Source organism: Pedobacter westerhofensis, from assembly GCF_900182595.1.
In the GTDB taxonomy this organism is placed as follows: domain Bacteria; phylum Bacteroidota; class Bacteroidia; order Sphingobacteriales; family Sphingobacteriaceae; genus Pedobacter; species Pedobacter westerhofensis.
The window spans coordinates 502,808-520,483 of record NZ_FXTN01000003.1 but is presented as its reverse complement, the minus strand read 5'-3'; the positions used below and the strand labels follow the sequence as shown (position 1 = coordinate 520,483).

Sequence of the window (17,676 nt, the reverse complement as noted above, 5' to 3'; positions counted from 1 at the left end):
TTGTTATTTTCCTTCCTAATCTGTATCTATTTTATATTTTTGGGGTTAGTTTAAATATAAGCAAACCTTAATGAATAATTGGTTAAAAAGGAATGGCATACATCTGGCCATCAGTGCGTTTTTTGTAATTATATGTTTTGTCTATTTTAGTCCTGTCCTGCAGGGTAAAGTACCTCAGCAAGGCGATGTTTTGCAGGCTAAGGCCATGCAGAAAGAAATCATGGATTACAAAGCCAAAGATGGCAAAGGCCCTCTGTGGACAAATCAAATGTTTGGCGGAATGCCCGCCTATCAGATCTGGGTACAGTACCCGCTTAATTTAACTACTTACGGCATCTCCCTGATCAAGGATACTTTCCCTGATCCTGTAGGAACTGTTCTCTTATATCTTCTGGGTTCATACCTGCTGTTTTGTGTGCTCAGGATCAACCCCTGGCTGGCCGCTGCAGGAGCTATTGCATTCTCTTTTACTTCGTATAACTTTATTATCATCGCCGCAGGCCATAGCAATAAGGCCCTGGCAATAGGATTTTTTGCCCCGATACTGGCCGGTATCATCCTCACCCTCCGCGGACGGTACCTGATGGGTGCCAGTTTAACGGCGCTATTTCTGGCTTTAGACATCAGGGCTAACCATATCCAGATGACTTATTACCTGCTGCTTGCACTGATTATCTATATCGGTATCGAAATTTATGCTGCGGTAAAGGAAAAAAGGACCCAGCAACTGGGCAAAGCAATGGGCTATCTGGGTATCGCTGTTTTGGTATCTGTCATGATCAATGCCGGAAGCTTGTGGACTACCTATGAATACGGAAAAGAAACCATACGCGGTAAATCCAACCTGAAAACAGACGCTGCTGAACCGGATAACGGCCTTCCAAAAGACTATGCCTACCAGTGGAGCCAGGGCGTAAGTGAATCGCTTACTTTCCTGATCCCTAACTTATACGGTGGCGGAAATGAGCGCCTTGATGCCAGTTCAAATGTTGCAAAAGCAATCCAGACTGTAGGCGCAACGCCAGAGCAGGCTGCAGACTTTGCACAGCGTTTACCTGTTTACTGGGGTGACAAACCATTTACCGCAGGGCCATATTACTTTGGTGCTATCATCTGCTTCCTGTTTGTGTTCGGCTTGTTCATTGTGCGCGACAGGATGAAATGGTGGATTTTATCAGCTACAATACTGCTGATGCTCTTGTCTTTTGGCAAGAACTTCCCGCTCATCTCAGACTTTTTCTTCGACTATGTACCACTGTATAACAAGTTCAGGGCAGTAGAATCTATACTGGCTGTAGTGGGCCTGCTATTCCCTATCCTTGCCCTGCTGGCAATCAAAGAAGCGCAGGAAGGAAAATATGATCAGAAATTCCTGGTTAAAAAGCTGACCTGGTCGGCCGGTATTACGGGAGGCTTCGCCTTGCTCGTTGCCATCATGCCTACTTTATTCTTCAGTTTCCGCACTTCAGATCATGAGCAGTTTGTAGAACAACTGATGCGTGCGCTGAACAACGACAGAAATATCGCTACAACTATTGCTAACGCACTAATCCAGGACAGGGTATCCCTGGCAAGGGCCGATGCGATACGTACGGTAATTTTTGTGGCAATCGGTTTCGGACTGATCTGGGCACTGATCACCAAAAAGATGAAAGCCGATGTGGTTTTTGGAATACTGGCGATCGTCATCCTGTTCGATATGTGGCAGGTTGACCGCCGTTACCTTAACAACCAGAATTTTGTACCGAAGAATACTTTAACCAATCATTACCAGCCAAGAGATGTAGATACCTTCATCATGGCCGATAAAGACCCTGATTTCAGGGTTTTTGATACATCAATTCCTACATTCACCAGCGCCGATGCCTCTTACTTCCACAAGACTGTGGGCGGAGCACATTCAGCCAGGTTAAAACGCATCCAGGAACTGATCGATCACCAGTTCACCAAAAGCGTAAACCAGGATGTGCTGGATATGCTGAACACTAAATATATCATCACGCAGGACCAGCAGACAGGTGCCTACAAAATGCAGCGGAACGAAACTGCAGCGGGCAATGCCTGGATTGTAGACAAAGTTCAGTTTGTGCAGAACTCTGATGAAGAAATGAAAGCGATCAGCAGCTTTGACCCAAAAAAGGAAGCCATTGTAGATATCAAATACAAAAGTGCAATGGATACCACCCGTGCCGGACTGGGCGGGCCAACGTCATTTATCAAGCTTGACAGCTACGGACCTGATCACATGATCTATTCTTACAGCGCACCAAGGGATGTCATCGCTGTATTCTCAGAAATCTATTATGATAAAGGCTGGAAAATGCTGATTGATGGCAAAGAAAAGCCATATTTCAGGGCTGATTATGTACTCCGTGCTGCACAGCTGGAGTCTGGTAACCACAAACTGGAATTTGTTTTCCATCCAACATCATATTACACCGGTGAAAAGATCTCTCTTGCAGGATCAATCCTGCTCGTACTGGGCCTGGGATTTGCATTTTATTCAGAAAATAAAAAAGGTAAAAGAACCGTATAACCATTACTCTGATATTTTCAAAAGCTGCTGCATTCTCCTGCAGCAGCTTTTTTTTGCATTGCTGTCTCCTGTAGTAGCGTCAACAGCAGACTATAGGAGATCGGTCTCAGCTAGCTTTCAGCTACACTTGAACTAGCCATCACCTATTCATGTCCTACCCTGAGGGTACCTGAGCAATAGCTGAGATCCTGCTGAATCCTTTCTTATCTTTTACTAATACAATTACGCTTCCGTGTGTAGGGTGTCTGTGATGTTGGGCACTCATTTCAGGAGTGATCTAACCTGAACATAATATTGTGTTAATGCCTTGTTAACCTGCATATTGCATATTTGTATAATAAACTGGAATGATATGCAGGAAATAGCTCTTACAGTCTGTGTGGTTGCCCTGGTGATATTCTTTTTCAGTCCCTGGGAATTGAGAATTGATGAAGATGACGTATAAAAACAAATGAAGATGGATAAAAGAGAAGTAGATATCGCTGTTATTTCTGACGTTCATTTGGGTACATATGGCTGTCATGCAAAAGAACTGCTCAAGTATTTAAAGAGCATCAAACCAAAGATGTTAATCCTCAACGGGGATATTATCGACATCTGGCAATTCAGCAAACGATACTGGCCTGAAACCCATATGAAGGTAGTAAGGAAACTGATGAAATTCGTAGCAGAGGGCGTACCTGTTTATTATCTGACAGGTAACCACGACGAGCTGCTGCGGAAATTCGCAGATATGCACATGGGAGGATTTCACCTCCAGAATAAACTGGTCCTGGAACTGGATGGTAAAAAAGCATGGTTTTTCCATGGCGATATATTTGATGTGACCATGCAGCATTCCAAATGGCTGGCCAAACTGGGTGCTGTGGGATATGATTCCCTGATCCTGATCAACAGTGTGGTCAACTGGGGCCTAACCCTGGTAGGACAGGATAAAATGAGTTTCTCCAAAAAGATTAAAGCCCAGTTTAAAGATGCTGTGAAGTTCATCAACGGTTTTGAACAGACCGCTGCAGAACTGGCCGCAAAAAACGGATACGGCTATGTAGTATGCGGGCACATCCATCAGCCCGAAAAACGGATCATCAGCACTGAAGATGGATCCGTAATCTACCTGAACAGTGGCGACTGGGTAGAAAATCTCACAGCGCTGGAATACGCGAATAAAGAATGGACGATCTTTAAATATGAGAACAAAGATTTCCAGACAGATGAAGTAGAAGAAGGAGCACTTTCTGACAGTGAGGATTTACACAGTAAGCTGGATATCAATGCCTTGCTCCAAAAGATAAAATTAGAAATTGTCTAGCGGATAAAATTTACAGATATTCGGGGAGGATGAAGATACTTTATGCCATACAAGGCACGGGAAACGGTCATATCAGTCGTGCGCGGGAGATTGTACCTTTGTTGCAGCAGCACGGTGATGTTGATCTTCTGATCAGTGGCACACAGGCTGATGTAAAGTTAAGCCAGGATATCAGGTTCCAGCTGCACGGATTCAGTTTTATCTTCGGCAGGAAGGGCGGGGTAAACCACTACGGTACCTGGAAGTCCATGAACCTTCCGCGGTTTGTCAGTGATATGCGCAAGCTGCCACTGAAAGATTATAACCTGATATTAAACGATTTTGAGCCGGTAACCGCCTGGGCATGTAAATCACGCGGAATAGAAAGCGTAGCCCTGAGTCACCAGGCGTCATTTCTGTCGCCCAAAGTGCCAAAACCACAGAGCATAAACTGGGCACAGCTGGTCATGAAGTATTATGCTCCTTCCACACATCATGTCGGCTTTCATTTTAAAGCATACGACGATTTTATCCATACACCGGTCATCCGTTCAGAAATCCGCAACCTTATCACCAGCAACCTTGGTCATTATACAGTCTATCTGCCGGCTATAGATGATCAGATACTCCTTCCTATCCTCAAACAGATACCGCAGGTAGAGTGGCAGGTGTTCTCCAAACATACCAAAGGCAGTTTCACAGACGGCAACGTGAGTGTGTGCCCGGTAAATAACGAACAGTTTAATGCCAGTATGGCCAGTTGTACCGGCCTGCTCACCGGAGGTGGATTTGAAGGCCCTTCAGAAGCACTCTTCCTTGGCAAGAAACTTCTGGTGGTACCTATGAAATTCCAGTACGAACAGCAGTGCAATGCCTTTGCGCTGCAGGAGATGGGGCTTCCGGTCATCTGGGGGAGCAATAAAAACTGGGTCCATACGATAAAAAAATGGGTGTCTGATCCCCAGGAGCACCAGTTTAGTTTTCCAGATGAGACCGCCATAGTGATTGACAAAGTTGTAAAGGAGTTTGCCAGATAAATTTCTTTACTTTGCCCTTAACTAAAAGGCATGATCAATCAATTTAAAACGCTTAACCCTGTTAACCTGCTGCTGCTTTTTGCATATACCTTTTTTATGCGGATCGCCATCCTCTCCAATCCTCCGGAAAGGTTAAATTTTGAGTTTTTAGAGCCTTACACCAAATTGCTGATCCAGATCCCCATCGGGAATGGTTTTTCCACCATGTCCAATATTCTGTTTGCCGGCATACTGATCTATGTGCAGGCGCTAATTTTTAACAGGATCGTTAACAATCATGCACTGCTGGCCAAGCCCAGTTTCCTCCCGGCACTGCTCTTTATCACAACAGCAAGTTTATTTGAGCCTTTTCTTGTGCTTAGCCCTACACTGATCTGTAATTTTCTGCTGATCCTGATCATGGATAAATTGCTGAAAATAGGAAAAGCCCCAAATGCGATCATGATCATGTTTGATGTAGGTATGTTCATTGCCTTGGGTACACTGATCTATTTCCCTTTTGTAATGATGTTGCTGCTCATCTGGCTGAGCCTGCTTTTGTACAGGTCATTTAACTGGCGTGAATGGGTCTCGGGCCTGGTTGGCTTCCTGAGTATTATCTTTTTCCTGGCCATTTTTTATTACTGGAATGATAACCTGGGGATGTTTTATAAAATCTGGCTGCCGCTTAAGAATAAATTCCCCTCAGTTTTCAAAATACAGTACAATGATTACCTCGTACTTGTTCCGGTAGCCGTGATGATGGTGCTGGCCATGATCCAGCTGCGTGAAAATTTCTTCAGAAGTTTTATCAGTACCAGAAAAGCATTTCAGATGTTATTTTTTATGTTTCTGATCGCGATTGTGAGTTTTTATACCAAACCCACTTTTAAATTATATCATTTTTTACTGTGTGTTCCACCAGGGGCTGTATTGCTGGCGTATTATTTTTCAAACGCCACAAAACGTTGGTTTTACGAAAGTTTATTCCTTATTCTGGTAGTTGCTATACAGTTCTTTTTATTTGTTTAACTTTTTTTAACAGTTTGAAGCCTTGAAACTTGGTAAAGATTAATAGCTTTGTACCATGAAGTTTGGAGTTGTTATCCCGGGATTGGTAAATGCATAACCTGGTCATAGATATCGGCAATACAAACAGCAAAATTGCTGTTTTTGATGATAAAGTGCTGGTATTTTTCCAAAGTGCTGATCATATTGATCAACACAGCCTCTCAGAATTAATTGATAAATACAAAATTGTGAGCTCTACTGTTTCCAGTGTGAAAGAGGATGTCACAGCTATTGTCGATGTTTTGAAGAGCGGGACCAACTATATTCCATTTTCTACCCAGATGAATACCGGGGTAAAGAATTATTATCAGACACGTGAAACACTGGGGCAGGACAGGTGGGCAAAAGTAATAGCCGTGCATCATGCCTGGCCTCAGCAGAACTGTCTGATCATAGATGCAGGAACCTGTATCACCTATGATCTGTTGAATGAGGAGAGTGCCTATTTTGGCGGAAGCATCAGTTTGGGTATCAAAATGAGGTTCGAAGCTTTGCACCATTACACTGGTAAACTGCCGCTGGTAAAATGGGACAAAGAAGTACAGCAGATCCCTGAAGGAACAGATACGCAGACAGCGATCATAAATGGTGTTTTACAGGGACTGATCAACGAGGTTGAAGGGTTTATTTCCCTCCAGAATATAAAAAATACAGACCTGAAGGTAGTAATAACGGGGGGCGACGCGACATTCTTGCTGGAACAATTAAAAAACAGCATCTTTGCGCCTCAAATTATACACGATCCCTATTTGGTATTAAAAGGATTAAACGAAGTCATTGCATTTGAATATGTACAAAAAGATTAATTATATAACTGCAGTTTTAGTTCTGCTCGCCAGCATTTCTGTTAACGCACAAGTTACTACACAGTCACCTTACTCGAGGTACGGGATCGGAAACCTCAGAGGGAGCCTGCTTCCCCAGCTCAGGGCAATGGGAGGTATTTCTACTGCAGTAAACAAACCAACAGGATACAGCGTGATCAATATGCAGAACCCTGCATCTTATGCCGGCATTACACTGACTACGATCGATGTAGGTATGTCTGCCGGGTTTACTACGCTGACCAAAGATGATGCAAAGGATAAGAGTTTCAATGCAACACTGAGCCATCTGGCACTCGCTTTCCCGATTACCACACATTCTGCATTAAGTTTTGGGATTCTGCCCTATTCAGAACTCGGTTATAACTTTGCCCAGAAATCAACTATCAGTGGTTCTGCGACAAATGGTGCAACGCAAAACGTAACCAGTCTGTATACCGGTGAGGGCGGACTTACAAAAGCTTATATGGGTTATGGATACCGGATCGGAGATAATTTCAGGATCGGTGCCAATGTAGAGTACCTGTTCGGAAACCTGATCGAAAATAAAGATCTGCAGTTTACTGACAATGCAGAACTGGATGCAGGCGCTACGTCTACCAGCTACGGTACACGTTTACAAAATAAAAACAGTGTAGCGGGGGTGGCTTTTTCATATGGCGCACAATATGATATCCACATCAATTCAAAAATGCTCGTAACGCTTGGTTATTCAGGATCTTCGGCATCTACAGTAAATTCTACCAGGACCTTCCTGGCAACAAAATATGCGTACGACGGTACTGAAGATGGTGGCGTAACGATTGAAACTATTGATTCAACCGGAACAGGTAAATCAAACCTGAAACTTCCGCTGGTACATAACTTCGGTATTGTGCTTCAGAAATACAACAGGTGGATGGTTGGTGCGGATGTAAGAATGGGCAAATGGTCTAACCTTACCATCAACGGTGTAAACCAGGGCTTGCAGAACAGCAGGGGAGCTTCTATCGGTGGTCAGATCACTCCTGATATTACCTCGATCAACAGTTACTGGAGCAAAGTGGATTACCGTTTGGGTTTCAGCTATGATAAAACCTATATCAAACTAACTGATAACGACGTTAAACAGGTGGCACTGACATTTGGTGTCGGACTTCCTCTGGCCAACTCAAGAAACGCATTCTACAAACTGAACTTCACTACAGAAATTGGCCGCAGGGGCACAATGGTGACCAACGATCTGCGTGAGAATTATGTAAACCTTCATTTGGGCTTCACCATCAACGACAAATGGTTTACAAGATTTAAGTTCGACTAATGAACAATGCAGGCATATTTTCACGGATTGCTGTACTATGCCTGATCCCGCTGTTTTTATATTCGTGTAATGATGACGATTTAAAAACAGCGGCAGAAATATCTTCCAAAAAGCTTGTGCTCAGCAAAGACAGGTCGCTCAAAGTAGAAATCGTGTTCAGCGATTCTGCTGTGGTAAAAGCAAAAGGTTATGCGCCTGTACTCGATCAGGTGAACCCTACCTCGGGCAGCAAATACCAGGAAATGCCCAAAGGAGTAAAAATCACGTTTTTTGATCCTCTCCAAACGGTAACCGGCACAATCGTATCCGATTATGCACTCAGAAAAGAAACAGAACAAATCACAATCTTTAAGAGAAATGTAGTGGTAGTGAGGAACGACCTTACGTTCAATACCGAAGAACTGACCTGGGACCAGAAGAAAAAAATGTTCTTTTCTCCGCGCGGTATCGTCACCAGGCCTGATGGCACAGTGCTCAATGCAATAAACTTCAGCGCACCGGAAGATTTCAGTTCTGTAGATTTTGAACAGGGTTCAGGAGAGACCTATGTAAAAGGCGATTTGGCCCCGTAATCCGGAGAATTCTGGCCTCTTATTCCCTTAATTTTTAAATACTTATTCAAAACAATATAATTGTTTTCTTTTTTTGGCAAAAGTTGTATCTTGCGCCCTCTTAAAAAAAATATAAATAATAGATATTATGGGTTTAATGACATTTTTGCGGAATCGCGCAGGCTTTATCCTGGTAGGCGCCATCGGTTTTGCAATTGTTGCATTTTTAGTTGGTGATGCAATTAACGTAGGTAAGCCTTTCTGGGCGGCATCACAAAAAGTTGTCGGAACCGTAGATGGTGAGGAAATCAACATCGATGAGTTCGGTACTAAAGTGGATCAGAATCTGCAGCAGTTTAAACAGCAGTATGGCGGCAGTGCCAATCCTCAAATGACGGCTATGGCTGTTGATAATGCATGGAACGGTGAATTGGCCTCTATCTTATTGTCTAAAGAATACAAACGCCTGGGACTTGATGTTTCGGGTGATGAATTATTTGACCTGATGCAGGGCAAAAAACCAAGTCCGCTGATCGTTCAGTATTTTGGTAACCCTCAAACCGGCGAGGTTAACCGCGCTGCGGTAATCCAGTCATTAAAACAACAGGGCAGCAACCCTCAGCTGAAACAACAGTGGGACCTCCTGCAGATCGAAATCGAAAAACAAGCTTTACAGCAGAAATATGCTAACCTGATCAAAAATTCTGTTTACGTAACTTCCCTGGAAGCTAACGACGAATACCAGAACAGGAATAAACTGGCAAACTTTAGCTATGTAAGCCTGGATTACGCAAGTATTCCTGATGCTACTGTTAAACCGTCGGAATCTGATTATTCAGATTATTATAACGATAACAAAAAGAAATTTGAGAACCCTGCAGAAACACGTTCATTTGAATATGTTTCATTCAGCGTAAATCCAACGAAAGCAGATTCAGCTGCAATCAAAGTACAGGTAGATAAACTGGCCGCAGACTTCAGAGCGTCAAAAAGCGACTCACTGTTTTCAGCCATCAACTCTGATGTTAAAATCCCTTATGCGTATATTACTAAAGGTAAACTGGATCCTAAAATTGATTCCGCCGTGTTCGCACTGCCTGCAGGTAGTTTCTTCGGACCGGTATTCTCTGGTAACTCGTATAAACTGGTAAAAGTAATTGATACACGCATGTCTCCCGACTCGGTTAAAGCAAGCCATATTTTATTGGATGCTACCAAAATGGGCGGTGTGGATAAAGCTGAGAAATTTGCCGACTCCTTAAAAACCCTGGTTCAGAATGGCGGAAGCTTCTCTGCCCTGGCTAAAATGTACAGCGTTGACGGATCTAAAGATAAAGGCGGCGAACTCGGTACTTTCGCAAGGGGACAGATGGTTCCTGAATTTGAAAATGCTGCTTTCAATGGCCAGACCGGCGATCTTAAAGTAGTACGTTCACAGTTCGGTGTTCACCTGATCAAAATCGAAAACCAGATCGGTTCTTCTAAAGTGGCTAAACTGGCTTACATAGAGAAAAACCTTGCGCCAAGCAGCAAGACCAAAGATCAGGCTTACAAAAAAGCATCTGCTTTCCTGAATTCTGTAAAAGGCGACGATTTCGCTGCAGAAGCTAAAAAAGCAGGATATACAGTATCAGTGGCAGACAGGATCTCTGGCAGCCAGGGTTATGCCCCAGGCCTGGATAATCCGCGTCAGCTGATCCGTGATGCTTTCGGCGCAGAAAAAGGTGATGTGCTGACAGAAGTTTACCAGATGGATAACGCTTTTGTAATCGCACACCTGACAGACATTAAACCTAAAGGTATCCTTCCGCTGGAGGCAGTGAAGAAAGATATTGAACCAATGGTGATCAATGCTGTTAAAGCAAAAATGCTGACTGAGAAATTGAAAAATGCTGCTCAGGGCGCATCAAGCCTTGCACAGGTAGCTCAGAAAATGGGTAAAACTGTAATGCCGGTTCAGAATATTGTTTTTGCAAACCCAATCGTTCCGGGTGCTGCACAGGAAAACAAACTGATCGGCAGTGTATTCGGATCACCGGTAGGCAAACTGTCTAAACCAGTTGATGGCGAACGCGCAGTGTACTTGTTTACCGTAAACGGATTCACTAACCCGGCTCCGATTGGCAATACTTACAAACAAAAAGAAACGATGCTGCAGGGAATTGCCCAAAGATCATTAGGGGCAGCTTTCCAGGCATTACAGGATAAAAGTGATATAAAAGACAATAGAGTGAAATTCTATTAACCTTTATTACGTAATTTTGAAACCGGAAGTAGTGTTACTTCCGGTTTTTTTATTTTACAGCCATGGATATTCAGGAAAATATAGTGAATAAGGTTGCTTCCAGTGGTTTAATCACCTTAAACCTGGAAGATTATTATGATCAGGGCGAACGGGTGGTGTACGATCTGAAAGAAAATTTGTTCCAGGGATTGATCCTCAGGGAAAAGGATTTCAGGGAGTTTATTAAATTGCACGACTGGACTGCCTATACCGGTAAGAACGTTGCCATTATCTGCAGTGCAGATGCAATTGTACCTACCTGGGCTTATATGCTGCTGGCAAACAAAATGAAGCCTTATGCCAATGAAGTGGTTTTCGGCGGACAGGAAGTTTTGGAAGCTGTTTTATTTACAAAGGCACTCGCTAAAATTGATATTTCAGAATATAAAGATGAACGTGTCGTAATCAAAGGCTGTGCGGATATTGAGGTGCCGGTATCGGCCTATGTAGAGATCACAGCGCTGTTAACGCCTGTAGCTAAAAGTATTATGTATGGCGAGCCGTGTTCAACTGTTCCGATCTATAAACGAAAGGATTAGTTTCTGGATTGCTTTTTGTGTTTAAACAGGGTATGAGAAAAATATTTTTGCTGACTATCTTTTTGATTACCCTCATTGATGCCAAATCGCAGGAGTTGCCTTTAAAAAAGGAGCCGGTTTTTCAGGAGGGAGAAATACTCCAGTATAAGCTGAGATACGGAATCATTACAGCAGCAGAAGGCATTATCAAAGTGCTCAAATCGGATCTCAAATTTGATAACAAACCAACTTACCGGCTGGTTGTGGATGCAAAAACAGCAGGTACATTTGATATATTTTATAAGGTACGTGACCACTATGACTCTTATATCGACAAGGATAAACTGACACCTTATTTTTATCAGGAAGACATTAAAGAATCAAGTTATAAAAGAGAAGATAAAGCCAGGTTTTACCAGGACACAAAAAAAGTAGTGTCCAACAAGGGTACATTTACAACGCCTACAGATCAGACATTTGACCTCGTATCTGCCTATTATTTTGCACGGAGCCTGGATATTTCAAAACTTAAAATAGGAGAACAGTTTAAACTGAACTACTTTTTGGGCAAGGAGATCCATCAGCTGCAAATCAAGTATGTAGGCAAAGAGGTGATTAAAAGTAAACTAGGAAATATACGCTGTTTAAAGTTCAGCCCGTCAATAGAGCCAGGCAGGATCTTTAGAAAAGACAGCAACTTATACCTCTGGATTACAGATGACGGCAACAGGGTGCCTGTAAAGGCCCAGGTTGAAATTATTATTGGTTCCGTTACCATGGAAATTAAATCTGCCACCGGATTAAAATACGCGTTGGCAAAAGAAGAAAAATAATGATAGAAGTACAGAACACACTGATACACGAAGATGTCATCACTGAAAGCTTTGTCTGCAATCTAAACAAATGCAAGGGTATTTGTTGTGTGGAGGGCGATTCCGGTGCGCCATTGGATGTGGCCGAGACGGCAATTCTAGCAGAGATTTATCCTAAGATCAAACATATGCTTGCCCCTAAAGGCATTGCTGCCATTGAACAGTACGGTACTTCGGTAGTTGATGCTGATGGCGACCTCACTACTCCCTGCGTGGATGGCAATAAAGAGTGCGCCTATGTTACTTTTGAAAATGGAATCACCAAATGTGCGATTGAAAAAGCACATGAGCAGGGTATTGTAGACTGGCAAAAACCTATTTCATGCCATTTATACCCTATCAGGATCACACAATATCCTGAATTTGATGTGCTCAACTACGACCGCTGGCATATCTGTTCAGACGCCTGTACCTTTGGCAGGGAGCTCAAAGTACCCGTATATACCTTCCTAAAAGGACCATTGATCAGAAAATATGGCGAAGAATGGTACAGGGAATTAGAAAATAGTGTATCTTCAAATCTATAATTATAAAACGAGTATTTTGAAAGGAATAATTTTAGCAGGAGGAAGCGGTACGAGGCTGCATCCTTTAACTCTGGTCATGAGCAAGCAAATGATGCCTGTGTATGATAAACCGATGATCTATTATCCGCTGTCAACATTGATGCTGGCTGGAATTAAAGAAATACTCATCATCTCCACCCCACATGATCTTCCTAATTTCCAGAAACTTTTAGGCGATGGAAGCAGTCTTGGCTGTAAATTTTCTTATGCTGTTCAGCATGAACCGAATGGTCTTGCCCAGGCTTTTGTGATTGGGGCCGACTTTATCGGTACAGATAAAGTGGCTTTGGTGCTTGGAGACAATATCTTCTATGGTGACGGAATGGCAAAGCTTTTACAGGCCAGTTCCGATCCTGATGGTGGTGTAGTGTTTGCTTACCGTGTTTCAGATCCTGAACGTTATGGTGTAGTAGAATTTGATGCCGATAACAAAGCGGTATCCATCGAAGAAAAACCTGAGTCGCCAAAATCTGACTATGCTGTTCCCGGGCTTTATTTCTATGACAACAGCGTAGTAGAGATCGCTAAAAATATTAAACCTTCGCCACGCGGAGAATACGAAATTACCGATGTAAACAAAGCTTACCTTGAGCAGGGAAACCTGAAAGTTGGCGTACTGAGCCGTGGTACTGCATGGCTGGATACAGGAACCTTTGCTTCACTGATGCAGGCCGGACAGTTTGTTCAGGTCATTGAAGAGCGTCAGGGCCTTAAAATAGGCTGTATTGAAGAGGTTGCCTACAGGATGGGCTTCATCGATAAGGAGCAGCTGCGTAAAGTAGCCACGCCACTTGTAAAAAGCGGTTATGGTGCCTACCTGTTAAAATTGATCAAATAATAATCTAAACACAATATAGTTAAACCACGCATATGAATTTTAAATCGCCCAGACTGCCTTATATAGGGGTCGATATTGGAGGTTCGCATATCACTGCAGCGCACATTGATGCCGCTGATTTTAAGATTGTAAAAGATTCTCTGGTTAGAGAACGTGTAGCCTCCATGGAAGGCGCTGATGTAATTATCAAAGCATGGGTTGATGCCCTTACTCCGCTGATCGTTAGTGCGGGAGATGAGCAAATACATATCGGCATTGCTATGCCTGGTCCTTTTGATTACGAGAAAGGTATTTCCCTGATGAAGGGAACCAAAAAATATGACTCATTATATGAGATGAATGTGCTGGAGATCTTGTCTCAAAAATTAGGTATCCCTCAGAGCAATATTCTTTTTAGAAACGATGCTGAATCGTTTTTGCACGGTGAATTAGCCTCTGGCGCAGTCGCTGGCGAGAAGCGTGCCGTAGGCATTACGCTCGGTACAGGCCTGGGTTCTGCAAGTAACTGCCAGGGCAGTACTATTGATTCAGACCGTGCTTTTATTCCCTTCAAAGACAGCATTGCAGAAGAGTATATTTCTACCAGATGGTTCTCTAACCGTTACAAAGAACTGACAGGAAATGATATCAAGGATGTGATCGCAATGCTTGCTACAGATAATAAAGCAATCATAGACCAGATCTTCGAAGAATTTGGTGAAAACCTTGCGCTGTTTTTAAATGATTTTATCGATCAGGAACAGCCAACAGTTGTAGTGATCGGTGGTAATATCGCAAAAACATGGGATCATTTTATTCCCGTTGTTTTAAAGTACCTTAAGAATAAGGAAGTAGTGCTTAAACAAAGCACAATGTGGGAAGATGCAGCACTTGTGGGCGCAGCATACAGCTGGTTCCAGTCGTAATATACCCTCAAATATTAAAAGCCCTGGTACGCTTCTGCATAAGTATAATACTTAGGCAGAAACATACCAGGGCTTTTTGATTAAATCGCCTTCGTAGCTGTGCTCAGCCATTCCTGCTCCTCTGCGTTCAGCGAAGGACTCAATATCTCCAGTACCGAAGCATTATAGGCATTCAGCCAGTCGATCTGTGACTGCTCCAGCAAATCTTTAATTACGATGCTGGTGCTGATCGGTGCAATTGTCAGTGTTTCGAAGGCGTACCAGTCATTAAACTCATTTGCTTCGAGTTTGATGGTGGTCACCAGGTTTTCAATGCGTATCCCATGTCTTCCGGGGCGGTATACGCCCGGCTCCACAGAAGTGATCATTCCCGGTTCAATGGGTACGGGGTTGTTCGTTGGGTTAAAAACCTGCGGCCCTTCATGTACATTCAGGAAATAACCTACGCCATGTCCCGTTCCATGGCCATAATTGATTGCATGGTCCCACTGAGGTTTTCTCGTGATCGCATCTATCTGGTAACCACAGGTACCTTTCGGGAATTTTACCTTACATCCTTCAATCATACCCTTAAGTACCAAAGTATAATCCGTTCTTTCCTGTTCTGTCGTCAGGCCCATTGGGATTGTCCGGGTAATATCAGTTGTTCCGTAAAAGTACTGCCCGCCTGAGTCTACCAGGAAGAGGCTTTCGGGCAAAATCTCAGCATCGCTCTCTGCAGATGGCGCATAGTGCGGTAATGCCCCGTGTGCTCTGTAAGCGCTGATGGTATTAAAGCTATCGCCGATAAACCCTTCCTGCTCCGCCCTGTAACTGCGCAGCTGTGCAGCAGCAGAAAGCTCTGTGATTTTTATTTTCCCGATGTGCTCTTCCAGCCATTTCAGAAAGCGGGTAATTGCAACACCGTCTTTTCGCATAGCCTCGCGGGTATTGCTCAGCTCCACTTCATTTTTAACAGCTTTCAGGCTGGTGGAAGGATTGGTTTCCTTAACGATATGTACAGAAGGAGGGATCAGTTTAGCGTAGGCGTAACAGTTGCGCTTAGGGTCAATAAAAATGGAACTTTGCTCAGGGATCAGCTTCAGTGCCATTTCAATTTCCTCATAAGGCAGTACCTCTGCGCCACTTTTCAGCAGAAGTACTTTTTCTTCTTCACTGAGTTTTTCAGGATGAATAAATAATTTGGCATGATCATGATTGATCAGTGCAAAGCCCAGCACTACCGGATTAAAACTCACGTCTTTTCCTCTGATATTAAATAACCAGGCGATGTCATCCAGTGAAGACACCAAATGATAATCTGCCTGATGCCTGCTCAGTTCTTCACGTACTGCTGCCAGTTTACTGCTCACAGACTGGCCGGCCGCCTCTTCACTGATCAGAAATGCGCTGTCTGCCGGCAAGTCCGGACGGTTCTCCCAGATTGGTCCCAGGTAATCTCTGTGCTGCAGGCTGATTCCCTTCGCCGAGAACTGCTGCGTCAGCAAGTCACCGAGTAAAACGGATAATAATTTCTCATCTGTTCCCACAACGGCACCTTTGGCCAATCTGCTGTTCAGCCATTGTATATATTCCGGGGCATGCTGTACTTTCTGTTTGACCAGCTCAAAACCACTGTCATGCAACTGCTCTGCCGCCTGTTCAAAGTATCTGAAGTCGGTCCACAGTCCGGCAAAGTCATGCGTAATCACTAATGTTCCTGCAGAGCCGCTAAAGCCGGATGCAAAAGGTATACATTGGTAATGCTTAGGCAGGTACTCGCTGATATGCGGATCTGCTGAAGGAATAATGTAGGCTTCTACATTATCGGCCTTCATCTGTGCACGTATTTGGCTTAGTTTTTCCTTGTATGTCATATATGCAAATGTTAAATATTGAATAATGCGGAACAAATCTAAGGATTTTATTTACACCGCTTCTACAATGAGCACTGCGGAGGGGGCAGGATTGCAGTTCCCATCAGATCATCAACCACGTTGTATGATGAATCCCCGGATGGATGCGACAGGTTTGAAACACCCGGAAATCACAGTGCATGTGGAAGAGGCCCTGAGATCCAAATTGCTGCAGGCAGATTCACAAGAATAATACAATTTATTTCGTAAAGTTTATCCGATCTGCTATATTACAGCTATTATCTAATATACCATTGCTGATCCTGAGCGTTGTTTGCCCTGCTCAGGAAAAGCAAGGGTTTCAAATTGAATCAATTTAAAGGATTTGTCGGCTAAAAACACTCGGGAATTGTATTTATCATAAAAAATCGACACATATCTACCGTTTTTTAGAGATAATTGGGGTTATGAATTTTGAATATTGAAAAAACTGTTAAATATTCCGGACATATGTAATATTATGGTAATAAATCCATAATTTTAACACAAGGCTTTAACTAAAAACTCTCAACTATTAAAAATCAACCTGAATATAACGAATCCGGTGTGCTTTCGTCTTTAAGTAGAGGAGATATGGCAGCTTTTGAACAGATATATCAGTTATATTGGTCTGATCTTTATAATTATGCCTACAATATCATCCGGAATAAGATTGTTTGTGAGGAAATTATCCAGGAAACCTTTTTTTCATTGTGGAGCAAACGTGAGCAGATACAGATCACCCAATCCCTGAAGGCTTATCTATTTACAGCTGTTAAATTCCAAACCATTAATTATATACGTTCAGAAAAGGTAAAGAGAGATTACGCTTCCAGTTACGCCTCTTTTACAAAAACTGCTTTTGATAACTCAAATGAAGAAAACATTCAGTTATCAGATCTGAAAGGAATGATTGAGAATGAAGTTGCTAAACTCCCGGAAAAATGCCAGCAAATCTTTAGATTGAGCAGGAATGAGCATCAGTCGATCAAAAATATCGCAGATCTAATGAATATATCGCATAAAACAGTAGAAAATCAGCTCACAAAAGCTTTACGCCAGTTAAGATCGTCGCTTGGGCAATTCTTTTCGCTGTCCATTCTGATTTTGGCTGTTTGCTAAATCTATTTACCTCTTATAAATGAGGGATTTGCTGAAAATTGTAATTTTTTTTTAAATGATTCTTCACCGGGGATAGGTGTATTGTTCTTCTGAACTGACTTACATACAGAA

The 17,676-nt window shown here is 43.0% G+C and carries 16 protein-coding genes; 15 read left to right on the top strand and 1 reads right to left on the bottom strand.

Annotation, left to right across the window (positions count from 1 at the left end; genetic code table 11):
• The first annotated feature begins 70 nt into the window (after window positions 1–70).
• The 13 genes from FN831_RS07555 to FN831_RS07495 all read left to right on the top strand — a co-directional run bounded on the left by FN831_RS07555 (window position 71) and on the right by FN831_RS07495 (window position 14,569).
• Window positions 71–2,536, top strand: coding sequence for a YfhO family protein (locus tag FN831_RS07555; protein WP_142527590.1), 2,466 nt, complete (start codon window positions 71–73; stop codon window positions 2,534–2,536).
• Between the two features lie 457 nt (window positions 2,537–2,993).
• Window positions 2,994–3,845 carry a UDP-2,3-diacylglucosamine diphosphatase gene (locus FN831_RS07550; protein ID WP_142527589.1) on the top strand — a complete coding sequence of 284 codons (852 nt, stop codon included), beginning with the start codon at window positions 2,994–2,996 and terminating at the stop codon, window positions 3,843–3,845.
• A gap of 29 nt (window positions 3,846–3,874) precedes the next feature.
• On the top strand, window positions 3,875–4,861 hold the full coding sequence (locus tag FN831_RS07545) for a glycosyltransferase family protein (RefSeq protein WP_142527588.1): 987 nt from the start codon (window positions 3,875–3,877) through the stop codon (window positions 4,859–4,861).
• A gap of 30 nt (window positions 4,862–4,891) precedes the next feature.
• Complete coding sequence (locus tag FN831_RS07540) at window positions 4,892–5,872, top strand: DUF6427 family protein (protein WP_142527587.1); 981 nt, start codon at window positions 4,892–4,894, stop codon at window positions 5,870–5,872.
• 89 nt (window positions 5,873–5,961) lie between these two features.
• Window positions 5,962–6,717, top strand: a complete 756-nt coding sequence (locus tag FN831_RS07535; RefSeq protein ID WP_142527586.1) for a type III pantothenate kinase — start codon at window positions 5,962–5,964, stop codon at window positions 6,715–6,717.
• On the top strand, window positions 6,701–8,035 hold the full coding sequence (locus tag FN831_RS07530) for a porin family protein (RefSeq protein ID WP_142527585.1): 1,335 nt from the start codon (window positions 6,701–6,703) through the stop codon (window positions 8,033–8,035). The genes FN831_RS07535 and FN831_RS07530 overlap by 17 nt, the downstream gene beginning before the upstream one ends.
• Entirely contained in the window at window positions 8,035–8,607 is a 573-nt protein-coding gene (locus FN831_RS07525; protein ID WP_246101411.1) for a hypothetical protein, read from the top strand. The genes FN831_RS07530 and FN831_RS07525 overlap by 1 nt, the downstream gene beginning before the upstream one ends.
• A gap of 127 nt (window positions 8,608–8,734) precedes the next feature.
• Window positions 8,735–10,831, top strand: a complete 2,097-nt coding sequence (locus tag FN831_RS07520; protein ID WP_142527584.1) for a peptidylprolyl isomerase — start codon at window positions 8,735–8,737, stop codon at window positions 10,829–10,831.
• A gap of 62 nt (window positions 10,832–10,893) precedes the next feature.
• A complete protein-coding gene (locus tag FN831_RS07515) occupies window positions 10,894–11,409 on the top strand; it encodes a DUF2480 family protein (RefSeq protein ID WP_142527583.1) in 516 nt (171 codons plus the stop codon).
• A gap of 32 nt (window positions 11,410–11,441) precedes the next feature.
• Complete coding sequence (locus FN831_RS07510) at window positions 11,442–12,221, top strand: DUF3108 domain-containing protein (protein ID WP_142527582.1); 780 nt, start codon at window positions 11,442–11,444, stop codon at window positions 12,219–12,221.
• Complete coding sequence (locus FN831_RS07505; RefSeq protein WP_142527581.1) at window positions 12,221–12,787, top strand: DUF3109 family protein; 567 nt, start codon at window positions 12,221–12,223, stop codon at window positions 12,785–12,787. Before FN831_RS07510 ends, FN831_RS07505 begins: the two co-directional genes overlap by 1 nt.
• A 16-nt stretch (window positions 12,788–12,803) precedes the next feature.
• Entirely contained in the window at window positions 12,804–13,664 is an 861-nt protein-coding gene (gene rfbA / locus FN831_RS07500) for a glucose-1-phosphate thymidylyltransferase RfbA (protein ID WP_142527580.1), read from the top strand.
• A gap of 32 nt (window positions 13,665–13,696) precedes the next feature.
• The gene (locus tag FN831_RS07495; protein WP_142527579.1) at window positions 13,697–14,569 is read left to right on the top strand and encodes an ROK family protein; all 873 of its coding nucleotides are present in this window, start codon (window positions 13,697–13,699) and stop codon (window positions 14,567–14,569) included.
• Window positions 14,570–14,649: 80 nt separating this feature from the next.
• Here the strand turns inward: FN831_RS07495 and FN831_RS07490 are convergent, their stop codons facing one another.
• Window positions 14,650–16,425, bottom strand: a complete 1,776-nt coding sequence (locus FN831_RS07490) for an aminopeptidase P family protein (protein ID WP_142527578.1) — start codon at window positions 16,423–16,425, stop codon at window positions 14,650–14,652.
• A 25-nt stretch (window positions 16,426–16,450) separates the two neighbouring features.
• On the opposite strand from FN831_RS07490, the gene FN831_RS07485 reads away from it, so the two are divergent.
• Both FN831_RS07485 and FN831_RS07480 read left to right on the top strand, forming a co-directional pair.
• On the top strand, window positions 16,451–16,657 hold the full coding sequence (locus FN831_RS07485; protein WP_142527577.1) for a hypothetical protein: 207 nt from the start codon (window positions 16,451–16,453) through the stop codon (window positions 16,655–16,657).
• 380 nt (window positions 16,658–17,037) lie between these two features.
• The gene (locus FN831_RS07480; protein WP_142527576.1) at window positions 17,038–17,565 is read left to right on the top strand and encodes an RNA polymerase sigma-70 factor; all 528 of its coding nucleotides are present in this window, start codon (window positions 17,038–17,040) and stop codon (window positions 17,563–17,565) included.
• The last annotated feature ends 111 nt before the right edge of the window (window positions 17,566–17,676 follow it).